13 protein-coding genes and 1 pseudogene are annotated in these 12136 nt (G+C 70.2%); 7 read left to right on the plus strand and 7 right to left on the minus strand.

From position 1 onward, the window contains the following. Nucleotides 1-43: 43 nt before the first annotated feature. On the minus strand, nt 44-892 hold the full coding sequence (locus ACGFMP_RS14895; protein ID WP_393672668.1) for a universal stress protein: 849 nt from the start codon (nt 890-892) through the stop codon (nt 44-46). 367 nt (nt 893-1259) lie between these two features. On the opposite strand from ACGFMP_RS14895, the gene ACGFMP_RS14900 reads away from it, so the two are divergent. The 5 genes and pseudogenes from ACGFMP_RS14900 (at nt 1260) to ACGFMP_RS14920 (ending at nt 5482) form a co-directional block, all read left to right on the plus strand. Further along, entirely contained in the window at nt 1260-2093 is an 834-nt protein-coding gene (locus ACGFMP_RS14900) for a universal stress protein (RefSeq protein ID WP_393672669.1), read from the plus strand. 327 nt (nt 2094-2420) lie between these two features. Further along, nucleotides 2421-2721: pseudogene (locus tag ACGFMP_RS14905) on the plus strand (integrase); the annotation flags it as partial. A 414-nt stretch (nt 2722-3135) separates the two neighbouring features. After that, entirely contained in the window at nt 3136-3504 is a 369-nt protein-coding gene (locus ACGFMP_RS14910) for a GntR family transcriptional regulator (protein WP_393672670.1), read from the plus strand. Beyond that, nucleotides 3501-4457, plus strand: coding sequence for an ABC transporter ATP-binding protein (locus tag ACGFMP_RS14915; RefSeq protein WP_393672671.1), 957 nt, complete (start codon nt 3501-3503; stop codon nt 4455-4457). The genes ACGFMP_RS14910 and ACGFMP_RS14915 overlap by 4 nt, the downstream gene beginning before the upstream one ends. Next, nucleotides 4454-5482 carry an ABC transporter permease subunit gene (locus ACGFMP_RS14920; RefSeq protein WP_393672672.1) on the plus strand — a complete coding sequence of 343 codons (1029 nt, stop codon included), beginning with the start codon at nt 4454-4456 and terminating at the stop codon, nt 5480-5482. The genes ACGFMP_RS14915 and ACGFMP_RS14920 overlap by 4 nt, the downstream gene beginning before the upstream one ends. A 10-nt stretch (nt 5483-5492) precedes the next feature. Here ACGFMP_RS14920 and ACGFMP_RS14925 read toward each other — a convergent pair whose 3' ends face one another. Continuing rightward, nucleotides 5493-5624, minus strand: coding sequence for a hypothetical protein (locus tag ACGFMP_RS14925; RefSeq protein WP_393672673.1), 132 nt, complete (start codon nt 5622-5624; stop codon nt 5493-5495). A gap of 100 nt (nt 5625-5724) precedes the next feature. Further along, nucleotides 5725-5853 (minus strand): sigma factor-like helix-turn-helix DNA-binding protein, encoded by a 129-nt coding sequence (locus ACGFMP_RS14930; protein WP_393672674.1) that lies wholly within the window; start codon nt 5851-5853, stop codon nt 5725-5727. Between the two features lie 821 nt (nt 5854-6674). On the opposite strand from ACGFMP_RS14930, the gene ACGFMP_RS14935 reads away from it, so the two are divergent. Then, nucleotides 6675-8042 carry a M1 family metallopeptidase gene (locus ACGFMP_RS14935; protein ID WP_393672675.1) on the plus strand — a complete coding sequence of 456 codons (1368 nt, stop codon included), beginning with the start codon at nt 6675-6677 and terminating at the stop codon, nt 8040-8042. 92 nt (nt 8043-8134) lie between these two features. Here the strand turns inward: ACGFMP_RS14935 and ACGFMP_RS14940 are convergent, their stop codons facing one another. Then, nucleotides 8135-8875, minus strand: a complete 741-nt coding sequence (locus ACGFMP_RS14940; protein ID WP_393672676.1) for an SDR family oxidoreductase — start codon at nt 8873-8875, stop codon at nt 8135-8137. 154 nt (nt 8876-9029) lie between these two features. Here ACGFMP_RS14940 and ACGFMP_RS14945 point away from each other — a divergent pair, with 154 nt between their 5' ends. Next, nucleotides 9030-9935 (plus strand): helix-turn-helix domain-containing protein, encoded by a 906-nt coding sequence (locus tag ACGFMP_RS14945; protein ID WP_393672677.1) that lies wholly within the window; start codon nt 9030-9032, stop codon nt 9933-9935. Nucleotides 9936-10057: 122 nt separating this feature from the next. Here the strand turns inward: ACGFMP_RS14945 and ACGFMP_RS14950 are convergent, their stop codons facing one another. The 3 genes from ACGFMP_RS14950 to ACGFMP_RS14960 are packed head-to-tail and all read right to left on the minus strand — an operon-like array spanning nt 10058 to nt 11910. After that, nucleotides 10058-10465, minus strand: coding sequence for a hypothetical protein (locus tag ACGFMP_RS14950; protein WP_393672678.1), 408 nt, complete (start codon nt 10463-10465; stop codon nt 10058-10060). A 22-nt stretch (nt 10466-10487) separates the two neighbouring features. Then, the gene (locus ACGFMP_RS14955; protein WP_393672832.1) at nt 10488-11054 is read right to left on the minus strand and encodes a TetR/AcrR family transcriptional regulator; all 567 of its coding nucleotides are present in this window, start codon (nt 11052-11054) and stop codon (nt 10488-10490) included. A 22-nt stretch (nt 11055-11076) separates the two neighbouring features. After that, nucleotides 11077-11910, minus strand: a complete 834-nt coding sequence (locus tag ACGFMP_RS14960) for an alpha/beta fold hydrolase (protein ID WP_393672679.1) — start codon at nt 11908-11910, stop codon at nt 11077-11079. Nucleotides 11911-12136: the final 226 nt, after the last annotated feature.

Raw genomic sequence — 12136 nt, forward strand, 5'->3', positions numbered from 1 at the left:
ATGGGCGCCGGAGCGAGGGTCCTGTGCCGGCAGGCGCGGCAGTTCAGTGGCGATGGGCCAGCATCAAAGGGCAGTGGGTGTGGTGCGCCACGGCGTGCGTGACACCGCCCAGATAGACCGCGTGGCGCGGCCCCCGCCCGACCACAAGGAGCTCTGCGCCGGCGGACGCCCGCACCAACGCGTCCGCCGCGCCGAACGACCGCACATCGGGCAGCACGGACACCTCCGGATGCTTCTGCCGCCAGCCGTGCAGCGCGTCGTCCAGCAGCTGCACCTCGTGGTCCTCCCACTCCGCCCGGTCCTCTTCCAGCGCGCGGCCGAAGGTCCGGCCCCGAGACGGCAGGTCCCAGGCGTGCACCGCTCGCAGCCGGGCGCCACGAAGCCCGGCCTCTCTGAATGCGGTGCCCAGGGCATTGTCGTCGGGGTGCCGCGCATCGACGCCCACCACGAGCTCGTGACCCTGTTCCCGGTCAGAGATCTCCGGCGGCACGAGGACCACGGAGCAAAGCGCCCTGCCCGCCACCTCGAGTGCGACAGAACCCAGCCGGAGCCCGTCGAACCCGCCCGTCCCCCGTGTTCCGACCACCAGTACCTCGGCGCCCTGCCCGACCTCGGCCAGAATCTCCGCAGGCTTCCCGGAGAACTCCCTGGCGCCAAGATCCAGGTCCGGATAGGCCTGCTTCACCGCAGCCGCACCGGTCTTCGCCGGACTCGCATCCCGCTCCCCCCGCGCAGTGTGCCCAGGGCCGGAAGGCCCCCGCCAGGGCCCAGAGGGCGCCACCGTGACCAACCGCAGCGCCAGCCCCCGCGCCGCAGCTTCTTTCGCCGCCCAGCGCACCGCCACCCGGCTCCCATCGGAGCCGTCCATCCCCACAACCACGTAACGCGTCATCTCGCCCACCTCCGGCACCGGTCCGCGACACCTTCCGTCACGGGTCCCTCACTACATTCCTCATTCCGGCGCTGCCCGGCCACCGGCCGACCGGCCCACGTCGAGGCCCGACAGGGCAATCAGAGATCTGTTGATCCACCGCCGGGGCCAGGCCCGTGGGCACGGAACGGGCTTCAGGGGGCGCCGCCCCGCTGGCTCTGCCAGGAGCGGCGCCCCCTGTCGCCCGCCCCGGATTGCGACTGCAGTACCGCAGCCCCAGGCTGTCAGGAGGGCTGCGCTTGCCTGGCCGTCGGCCCTTCCACCACTGCCCGCCCCAGGAGGAGCGATGGACGCAGCAGCTCGGCGGCACGACCTGCTCGGCCCTGTCGTGGTCGGCACGGACGGCTCGGACCCTGCGACCAGGGCGGTGCTCTGGGCGGCGGCCGAGGCAGTCGCACGCGATCAGCCGCTCACCGTGGTGCACGGTTCAGGTGCCAAACATGCGCGGTCCTGGACTGCCGACAGCCCCACGACGGCGGTCGACGAAGGCCGCGCCCTCCTTGACGAGGTGACGGCGAAGGTGTCCGATCGCCATCCCGGACTGACGGTGGACACCGTTCTCAGCCGCACCGATCCCGGTGAAAGCCTCCTGGAGGCCGCTCGGCCCCAGGACACGCTGGTGGTGGGCTCCCGTGGGCACGGCGGTTTCGGCAATCTGCTGCTCGGCTCGGTCGGACTCCATGTCTGTGCCCGGTCCCACGGTCCGGTGATCGTCGTACGGGAGGTCGCAGAACCGGCCACTGGCGTGGTGGTGGCAGCCGTGCGGGACGACGGTGACCGCGGTGCCCTGCGGTTCGCCGCACGTACCGCCCACGCACGCGGAGCGACGTTGCGGGTGATCAGCGCATGGATGTTTCTGGAAGGCGCAGGCAGCATGGCCGCGATCATCGATGACGTCGGTGCGATCTCCAGGTCGGAGATCGAAGCGACGAAGCGCACGGTCGACCCGATCCGTGAGGAGTTTCCTGACGTGTCCATCACCGAGGACGTGGTCAGGTCCCGGTCGGTCGCAGGCTCACTCGTAGAGGCCTCACCCTCTGCCGATCTGCTGGTGATGGGTGCGAGAAGGCCCGCTCGCGCCATCGGGGCGCCCTTGGGCAGGGTCACGCACGCCGTCCTGCATCACGCCCGGTGCCCGGTCGCGGTCGTTCCACGCGGATGAGGGCACCGGCACACGGCCGACGCGCGGCGCCGTCCACATGACGGCATTGGTTGTCGGCCATGCCCAATGACACAGGCAGCGAGCCGGATGCAACCTCGGGCGGTGAGCGGCCCGATACGACTCCCGATCCCCGTGAGCCCATCACACGGCTGTTCCGCGACCTTCGCAGTTCTCCAAAGGGGCTTTCCGAGCGAGGGGAGCGCCCGCAGGCGGACGCCCTGATCACCACGGAAGTGTCGGGGTCGTTGTCAAGCCGCCCTCACCTGCGGCGGTCACCGGCGTTCGGTCGCTACGGGTGCCGATGAATCTTCCGGCCAGGTCACGGTCTTGATCGCCGGTCTCCTGCTGCCCGACACGATCACGCGATGGCACCGCAACCTACTCAACGGAGCCTCACCGCCGCCTGCGCCGGACTGGACGACCGCCCACCGTCAGCTCGATCCGCGCCCTGGTCCTGCGCCTGGCCCGAGAGAACTCCTCGTAGGGATATCGGCGCACCCGCGGTGAACTCGTGGCCCCCGGGTATCAAGATCGCCGCCTCCACCGTCTGGGAAACCCGCAAAGAGCACGGCATCCCACCCACGCCGGAACGACACAGCCGACCGGGGCGGGCTTCCTGCGCAGCCAGCAAGGCCCGCTCCCTCATCCGCGACCGCGACACACACCAGGAACCTGGAGTTCCGCCGACGCGACCGACTCAGCGGAGTCCTGCACGACTACAAACATGCCGCATGGCCAGGCCCCGGTGATCAATCGGCACCGGCCAGGCGCCCAGGAGGCCAGGGCAGTGTCGCGGCTGACAAGCCCTGGAGCAGCGACTCTTGTCGCAAGTACCCATGCTGGTGGGCCATCCGGCAGGTACACGGGTCTCCTCCGCCAGAGGGCGGCCCGCGGCGCGTCCTCCTGAGGTGTCCTCTCACCCGTTGCCGTGGCCGTCGCTTGACGGCCCGTCATGCGCGTGGCAGCCTCTTTATCTATGAAACTAGATAAAGAGCTAAGCGATGACCCCTCCATCGCGTACCGGCTCGATCCAGGATCGGGCGTGCCGACGTACCTGCAGATCGTGCGGCAGGTGGAGGACGCCCTGCGGCTCGGCTATCTGGTCCCAGGCGACCAGCTGCCCAGGGTGAAAGACGTGGTCGCGATGCTGGCGATCAATCCGAACACCGTGCTGAAGGCCTACCGGGAGCTGGAGCACAGAGGCCTGGCCGCAGGGCGTCCAGGCCAGGGGACCTTCGTCCAGGGGACGCTCGCCGTCCTGCCGCTGCGGGCCCTGCAGACGCTACGGGGCAGCCTCACCCGGTGGATCGGCGATGCGGCAGCCGCCGGGCTCGACCAGGACGGTATCTCCGCCCTGTTCGCCAGCGCGCTCCACGAGCACGCCCGCGGCAAGGGAAAGGCCGCCTCATGAACACCGCGGAAGAGGCGGCACCCGTCGGTGCGATGATGGAGCAAGCGATCGAAACCCGCGGCGTGGGCAAGCGCTATGGACGTACGTGGGCGCTGCGCGACTGCACGCTCGCGATACCGGCCGGGCGCGTCGTTGCCCTGGTCGGCCCGAACGGGGCAGGCAAGACGACACTGCTGCAGATGGTAGTCGGGCTGACCACCCCGACCACCGGGAGGGTCCGCGTGGCGGGAGGACTGCCCGCCGGCTCGTCCGAGGCCCTGAACTCGATCGGCTTCGTGGCCCAGGACACGCCGCTCTACCCGTACTTGAGCGTCGCGGACACACTGCGTCTGGTGGCGGGTCTCAGCGCCACTTTCGACGAGGCCGCCGCGCGGGCCGGACTCGCCGGGCTTGGCATCCCGTCGACACGCAAGGTCGGCAAGTTGTCCGGCGGCCAGTACGCCCAAGTCGCGCTCGCAGTCGCGCTCGCCCGCCGGCCGCGGCTGCTTGTCCTCGACGAGCCGGTGGCACGGCTGGACCCGCTGGCTCGGCACGACTTCATGGCGACCCTCATGTCGGCCGTGGCGGAGAACGGCTTGTCGGTGCTCTTCTCCTCCCATGTGGTCGCGGAGCTTGAGCGGGTCTGCGACTACCTCGTCGTGCTGTCGGGCGGCAAGGTCCAGGTCGCCGGCGAAGTGGATGCACTCATCGCCGGGCACCATGTGCTCACGGGCCCCACCGGACAGGCCGACCCCCTAGCGGAAAAGATGCCGGTCGTGCACGAGGTCCGAACCGAGCGGCAGACCCGCATGCTCGTGCGGGTACCCGCCGGTACTCCACCCCCGCCCGGCTGGCAGACCCAGCCCACCCACCTCGAGGAACTGGTGCTGTCGTATCTGCGGACCCCGGGGGCGAGCGCGCTGCCCGGACCGTCCGCGTTGCGCGCAGAATCCTGGAAGAGGGTGCAGGCATGACCTCGCTCACCGTAGGACCGCGGTGGCTCGTTCGACGGTTGGGCTCCCAGCGGCTGCGCGGACTGGGCTGGGTGACCTGGCGGCAGCACCGGATGGCGCTGGCCGGGTGCCTGGCCCTGCTGGGCGGTTTCGGGGTCCTCATGGTGGTCAATGGGCTCGAAATGCGCGGCTCCTGCCACCGGTTGGGCCTGGAAGGCTGCGGAAGCCTCGGCGGGCGCTCCTGTTCGGGGGCCCTGAGCGTGTTCGAGAGGCAGTATCAGGGCTGGGCGCTGTTTCTGCCCCGCATCCTGGCCTTTGCCCCCGGCTTGCTCGGGACCTTCGTCGGCGCACCGCTGATCGCCCGGGAACTGGAGTCGGGCACCTTCCGCTTCGCATGGACGCAAGGCAGGAGCCGCGTCGCATGGGCACTCGCCAAAATCGCCATCCTCGGCGCGACGCTGACCGCTGCGGCCCTCGGGTTCTCGCTGCTGTTCACCTGGTGGTTCCACCCCTGGGAACCCGTGCTCGGCCGGATGGGCAGCGGACAGGCATACGAGATATCCGGGGTGGTCTTTGCCGCCCGTACGCTCTTCGCGTTCGCGCTGGGCGCGCTGCTCGGCACCCTGATCCGCCGTACGGTCCCGGCGATGGCTGCCACGGCGGCCCTGTGGACGGGTGTGGTCTGGTCGTCGGTTCTCTGGCTGCGGCCGCTGATCCAGGCACCACTCGACGTGCCGACCGGATCCACACTGATCACCAGCAGGGGCTGGACCGTCACCTCGTGGGTGCAGGACCCGGCCGGCCACCGCTACGGCGTCAAGAGCGACGAACTCATCGGCTTGTTCCAGCGGGCACGCACCGACGGCGTGAACTCGGACGGGGCATTCGACACCTGGCTGGCCGGGCACGGCTACACACAGTGGTCCAGCTACCAACCAGGCAATCGATTCTGGCACTTCCAGTCCATCGAAGCGTCCACGTACAGCATCCTCGCGGTGCTTCTGATGGCCGCGACCCTCTGGTGGCTAAACCGCAGTGCCGTCTGACAGTTCTTCGTCACTTCGGGTGATCATGACTGGTAGTAGATATTTTCTTCGCATGAAGCCTGTCGAGGTTGAGCTTCTGCGAGGTGATCTCGCGGAGTTCGTCGGTGATGTGTATCGGGAAGGCCGGGGCCTGCTCGTACACGTTGAGCACCTACGGGCCGATGGCACGTTCCGCGTGTGGTCGTCGGAGGACGGCAGTACAGGCAGAGGACTCGGCTGTTGCGCGGCACGGACGGCGCGGGTCAGTTCTCGGTGAGCATTCCGTCGCCGAGTTTGCCGAGGATGCGGGACGGCAGGCGCCAGACGTGCATCTGGGAGGAGCCGAGCTGCTCGCCGATCTCGGCCTGGGTGAGTTCCTGGCCGCAGCGCATTTGCAGCAGCGGGAGTCCTCGACCAGCTCCATGTTCAGGTCGCGGGCGCCGATGGTGTCGGCGTAGGAACCGCCGGAGTCCGGGCCGGCTTCTTCGGCGTCGCCGGCGGGCAGGTCGAGGGAGCCGGCGGTGTAGCCATTGGAGGCCACCGGGCCCTCGGGGCCTCCTCCTCACTGATCTCCAGGCAGGTTGCACGTCGTGGTGGTTGGAACCTCATGCCCATGGCGGCACTGGTCACCTGGATGACCTGGTCCACGGTGACCCGTACAGCACGGACCCGCGCCGCAACGTGACGGCCGCGGGTACGTCTATGAAGATTCGACGGTCGAAGCCGGTCGACAATCTCACGGTCACCTCGAATGCGACGTTGCGGATGAGCGGTTGTCCTACTGCGCCCGCGGAGTTCTGGTCGAGCTGTCGAGCCGGCCGTGCGGGTGGGAGGCGAACGCTGATGCCTTGTCGGAGCGGGCGCGGCGGCATCTGGACGACACGGCTGGTGCCGATCAACCATCCGTCCATGACACGGACTTGATGACCATCCCCGGCTGAAGTTCCGCGGCCCCTGACTCTCCGCCGTGCGGTGCGCGCGGAAGCCGAAGCCCGGCATCCCACCTGGCAGGTGAGCAGGCCGGGCCGGCCGCCCGCGGGGAAGAAGATCTCTTGTCGCCGCAAGAACGGCCCCATAAGGTGTGGCCATATTGATGTGATCATGTTCGGTTCCGCCGCATCGCTCAGGAGAACACGTGCTCACTGCTCACGGAGAGACCACCCCCGCCCGCCCCGGACGGAGGACCGCCCGGACCCGATGCCTGGGCATCGCCGTGGCAGTTCTCGCGACGTCCCTGTCCCTGACGGCCGAAAGCCCGGCCGCGGCCGCGAGCACGGACGGCCGCGGCGCGCCGGGTCAGGGCGACCCGTACTTCCCGCTCGCCGGGAACGGCGGCTACACCACGGCGCACTACGATCTGGACCTCGCCTACGACCCGGCCACCCGGCGGCTGGACGCCGCCGAAGCCCTCACCGCCCGCGCCACCCAGCAGCTGTCCAGGTTCGACCTCGACCTGTCCGGGCTGACAGTGCGCAGCGTACGGGTGAACGGACGGGCGGCCCGGTGGACGCGTGCGGGCCAGGAACTCGTCATCACCCCCCGCAAGTCACTCCGGAAGGGGGAGAGTTTCCGCGTCGACCTCTCCTACGGCGGCGTGCCCGAGACCGTCACCGATCCGGACGGCTCCCCGGACGGCTGGATACCCACCGACGACGGAGCCTTCGTCGCGGGTGAGCCGCAGGGCGCCATGTCCTGGTTCGCCGCTGACAACGAGCCGGTGGACAAGGCGTCCTACAACTTCGCGATCACCGTGCCGGCCGGATACACGGCGGTCGCCAACGGCGTGCTGACGTCGCAGCGGACCACGCGGGGCAAGACCACCTTCCGCTGGCGGCAGGCCGAGCCGATGGCCTCCTATCTGGCCACCGCCACGGTCGGGAAGTTCAACGTCCAGCGGTACACCACCGCCTCGGGCATCCCCGTCTACAACGCGGTGGATCCCCGCGAGGCGGCCGACGCCGCCCCGGCACTGGCCCGGATCCCGGCGATCCTGGACTGGGAGAGCAGCCTCTTCGGCCGGTACCCCTTCTCGGCCGCGGGCGCGATCGTCGACCATGCCCCGGACGTCGGCTACGCACTGGAGACGCAGACCCGCCCGATCTACGACCGGGCGCCGGACGTCGGCACGCTCGTCCACGAGACCGCGCACCAGTGGTTCGGCGACTCCGTGAGCCTGACCAACTGGAAGGACATCTGGCTCAACGAAGGCTTCGCCACCTACGCGGAGTGGCTCTGGGAGGAGCAGCACGGCGGGCAGAGTACCCAGGCCACGTTCGACGGCTACTACGCCCGCCCCGCCACCAGCAGCCTGTGGGCCTTTCCGACCGGCGATCCCGGCGAGGGGGCGAACATCTTCGCCTCGCCCGTCTACACCCGTGGCGCGATGACCCTGCAAAAGCTCCGTACGGCCGTCGGCGACGCACACTTCTTCAGCATCCTCAAGGCCTGGGCCGGCAGCCACCGCTACGACAACGGAACCACCGCGCAGTTCATCGCGCTCAGCGAGAAGGTGTCCGGCAGGAAGCTCGGCAGCCTCTTCCACACCTGGCTCTACACCGCGGGCAAGCCCGCCCAGCCGTAGTCCGGAGCCTTCCGCGCGGTGGCGTCGGTGTTGCCGCACACGGGGACGTCGGCTGCGCCGGCCGGCGTCTCCGGGCCGCCCTGCCGGGCCGATCAGCGGCCGGGCAGGTTGTTCAGCGGCGCGGAGCGGCGCTGAAGGAGCTCGGCGTAGGTGCCGTCCCGCTCGGCCCAGCGCAGCGGCAGCGCGGCCCCGGCAATGATCTCGCGGGTCGTGGGCTCCACGGCCAGCAGCTCCATCACCTCATCGAGGTAGTCGTCGATGGGCATTGCCGCCGGGTTGAGCTTCGCCATCGCCGGGGTCGCGACGGCCGGCGGCACGAGCTCGGCCACCTCCACGCCTGTCCCGGCCAGGTGCGCCCGCAGCGACTCGGTGTAGGAGTGGACCGCGGCCTTCGTGGCGCCGTAGGTGGCCATGAGCGGGAAGGGCAGGAACCCGATTCCCGAGCTCACCGTGATGATCGTTCCGGTGCCGCGGCCGATCAGGTGCGGCGTGAAGGCGTCGATCACCCGGATCGTACCGAGCAGGTTCGTGGCGACCATGTTCTCGGCGTCGGTGATGTGCGCGGGGTCGCGCAGGTCTTCGGTGAGCAGGACTCCTGACATCGTGACGACGACGTCGAGGTCGGGGTGCGCGGCGAGCACTTCGTCGCGGGCCCGCAGGACCGAGGCGGGGTCGGTGACGTCGATCGAGACGGACTGCAGGCCGTCCCGTGGCTCGGGCCGGCGCCCGCCGACGACGACCGTGTTGCGGTCCTTGGCGAACCGGTGCGCGAGTTCGAGCCCGATGCCCGAGGTGCCACCGACGATGAGCACTGAGCGATTGGTGAGCTTCACCAGAACCTCCCTGTTACGTTCGGTAGTCGTCCAACAACTACCGGATCTTCCACAACCAGGCTCGCTCACCTGCTTTGGAGCCGGAAAGGCCCTGCCGATCCGGGGTGTGCCAGGACCCCCCCTGCGACCGTCGGCCGCGGCTACCGTGGGAGGTATGCCTCACGATGACGCGAACCGGCTGGGCGAGTACCTGCACGCCCGCCGCGACCTGGTCACGCCGCAGCAGGCCGGCATCCCCGGTGGTGCCAACCGGCGCGTCCCAGGGCTGCGCCGCGAGGAGGTCGCCATGCTCGCCGGTATCAGTGCGGACTACTACCTGCGGCTGGAGCGCGGCAGGGATCACAACCCCTCCCCGCAGGTGCTCCAGGCCATCGCCCGTGTCCTGCACCTCGACGACCTGGAAACCGAGTATCTGCTGGGACTCAACGTGCCCCGGCCGCCGGCCCGCCGCAAGCAGCGCACGCCGCGCCTGCCCGCCCGGTTGCACCATCTGCTGGCGGCCGTGGACGTGCCGGCGTTCGTCGAGGACCGGCACTTCGACGTCCTGGCCTCCAATCGGCTCGCGATGGCGCTGTCGCCGCGGCTGCGGCCTGGCGGGAACCGGCTGCGCTCCTTGCTGCTCGACCCCGAGGAACGCCACTTCCAGCACGACTGGGAGGCGGCGGTCGTCGACTCCGTCGCGGCGTTCCGCCGCTCCGTGGACGACAGCGTCACCGACCAGCGCTCAGTCGAACTCGTCGGCGAGCTGTCCCTGGCCAGCAACCGCTTCCGCACCCTGTGGGCGCGGCACGACATCAAGGCGCTCGGCTACACCAGCACCGTCAACCATCCGGTCGTGGGCGAACTGCACCTCAACCGCGAGAAGCTCGCCGTCGGGGACCTGCTGCTGGTGCTCTACTACCCGGACCAGGACAGCGACACCGCCGAGAAGCTCCACCTGCTGACCTCCCTGGCTCCCGCCCGCGGGCAGCAGCCCCCTGCGGCCGTCGACCCGCCGGCAGGCCGCGACGTCGACGCGTGCCACCGATCGCAGGGCGGTCGGGGCCGACACAGACCGTGACGCCCTGCCCGCTCCGGCCGGGCTGAGGCGGTCACAAAAGACTCGGGGAATGCGAGTCCGCCGCCTGCGCGACGGCCTCAGCCGCCGGCCCCGCGACGGCGCGGCTGCCGACGGGGAGTCGGTCATGACGACCTTCCAGGTTGCGCTCCGGTGGGGTTACCGGGCGCACTGAGCAGCCAGCGCCAGCGCGGTTGTTCGGTGACTGTCACAGCCAGGCACAGCACGGTCGTCGCGGTGGCAGCCCACCAGGGCCAGAGCGCCCAGGCTGCCGCTGTGGCGGCTGCGAGCTGCATCAGCACCAGGAGGATCGTCACGATGCCGGGCACCGACACGGGCGCGCCGCCGCCGGGCCTGTCGCCCGGCGTTCCGAAGACCGCGGGCAGCCCGATGAGTATCGCCACGGCGCCGATCGCCAGGGCTGTCGAGTGCGGCCACAGGGCCCAGGGAGCGCCCACCCACGCGATGAGTTCGGTGAGGAATCGCAGTGCCCCTCGGGCATGGTCGTTCTGGGACGGATTCTTGTCGATCACCGTAGTGGCCGCCTGTCGTTTGTCAGAGCGTGGGCGCTGCGGGCCCGGGGGGTGGCGTGGTGGCCTGGAGTCCTTGGTCGATGAAGGTGATCATCCAGGTGAAGCTCTCGTCGGCGTCCGTGTCGTACTGGAAGCCGCCTGCGACTTCCAGGGTCGAGAACCCGTGCAGCATGCTGCGCAGCATCCGCAGGGCGTGGACCTCCTGGGCGGGGTCCAGGTGGTATCCGCGCAGGACGGCCGAGAGGGAGCTGAGCGCACGGTTGCCGGCTGGGATGAACGGGTCGTCGGGCCCGTCCGGGCGGGCGCTGTTGACTGCCGCGTACCGGCCGGGATGTTCGCGCACGTATGTGCGCATGGCCTGCGCGGCGGCGGCGAGGGCGTCGCCGCCGGCGCGGCCCTGCGTTGCGTCGCGGATGGCGTCGCCGAGCTCGGTCACGGCCAGGATGGCGATCCGGTGGGCGAGGTCGGCCTGGCTGGTGACGTGCTTGTAGAGCGAGGGGGTCTTGACCCCGAGCCGTCCGGCGACCAGACCCATGCTGAGCTGGGCGAAACCGATCTCGTCGACGAGCATGGCGCCCGCCTCGGTGATCGACGCCGGGGAAAGTCCGGCCCTAGGCAAGGGTCAGCGTCCTGGCCAGGAAGGGCAGGGCCAGCGCGACGACCTTCTCGGGTGTCTGGGCGTGCATGTAGTGACCGGCACCCTCGATGACCGCCAGCTCGCCGAGGCCCTGGGGCAGGTCGGCGATGATCCGCTCGCCCTCGGCGCGCGGGTCGGCCCAGTCAGGGTCGGCACTGCCCTCGATCACCAGGACCGGGCAGGCCACATTGGGCAACTGCGCGCCGGCGTCGGCCGCGGACTGACACATGGCCTGCAGAGCCTTCATCCGGCCGGGCTCGCTCATCTTGGCCTCGATGCGCGCCAGTTCGCGGTCCCAGTCGGCGGGCTTGACCGGGTACGCCAGGTCGAGGTACTTCTTCCAGGCCGGCAGACTTCCCAGCAAGGCGACCCGCCCCATCCGGGTGGCACCGGCCCGGTAGCGCTTCACCCGCACCAGTCCGCCGAGGTCGTTCAGCTGCTTGCGGGTGAACGGTGCCAGTTCGATGACGCCGGTGATCAGGTCGGGCGCGGTGGCGGCCGCGATGGTGGCGGCTCCGCCGCTCATCGACTGGCCGATGATGACGGCCGGGCCGCCGAGGTGGCGCACCAGGGCGACCAGGTCGCCGGCGATGTCGGAGCGGCTGTAGCCGTCCCAGCCGAGGCTGGAGTCGCCGCAGCCACGCACGTCGACGTTCGCCACCCGGTAACCGGCCGCGACCAGGGCCGGAACGACAAAGCGGTAGGAGTGCCGGCTGTCGCCCAGACCGTGCGCCAGGACGACGAGAGGGCCCTCGCCAATCACGTCGTAGGCGAGGGTGTTGTCGCCGATGGTCAGGTGCTCGGTCATGACTTCCTCCACTGGAGATTGGCTAACTGCGTTAACCAGAAGCTAGCACCGTTAGCCTCATGTGGCAAACACCTCCCCGGTCACCGCCTGGTTCCCGCACCCGAGGATGGCGGAGAAGCGGGGGGGGGGGGGGGGGGCGCCCCCCGCCCGCGCGGGGGGGCCGGGCCCCGGCCCCCCCACCCCCCCCCCCCCCCCCCCCCCCCCCCCCCGCCCCCCCCCCCCCCCG

The organism is Streptomyces sp. NPDC049040 (genome assembly GCF_043197715.1).
GTDB lineage: Bacteria > Actinomycetota > Actinomycetes > Streptomycetales > Streptomycetaceae > Actinacidiphila.

What these genes read in the sequence shown, in the direction of transcription:
- ACGFMP_RS14930 (WP_393672674.1), bottom strand. Translation starts at nt 5,853, where the DNA reads ATGCGCTGCGGCCAGGAACTCACCCAGGCCGAGATCGGCGAGCAGCTC.
- ACGFMP_RS14960 (WP_393672679.1), bottom strand. Translation starts at nt 11,910, where the DNA reads ATGACCGAGCACCTGACCATCGGCGACAACACCCTCGCCTACGACGTG.
- ACGFMP_RS14920 (WP_393672672.1), top strand. Translation starts at nt 4,454, where the DNA reads ATGACCTCGCTCACCGTAGGACCGCGGTGGCTCGTTCGACGGTTGGGC.
- ACGFMP_RS14895 (WP_393672668.1), bottom strand. Translation starts at nt 892, where the DNA reads ATGACGCGTTACGTGGTTGTGGGGATGGACGGCTCCGATGGGAGCCGG.
- ACGFMP_RS14915 (WP_393672671.1), top strand. Translation starts at nt 3,501, where the DNA reads ATGAACACCGCGGAAGAGGCGGCACCCGTCGGTGCGATGATGGAGCAA.
- ACGFMP_RS14945 (WP_393672677.1), top strand. Translation starts at nt 9,030, where the DNA reads ATGCCTCACGATGACGCGAACCGGCTGGGCGAGTACCTGCACGCCCGC.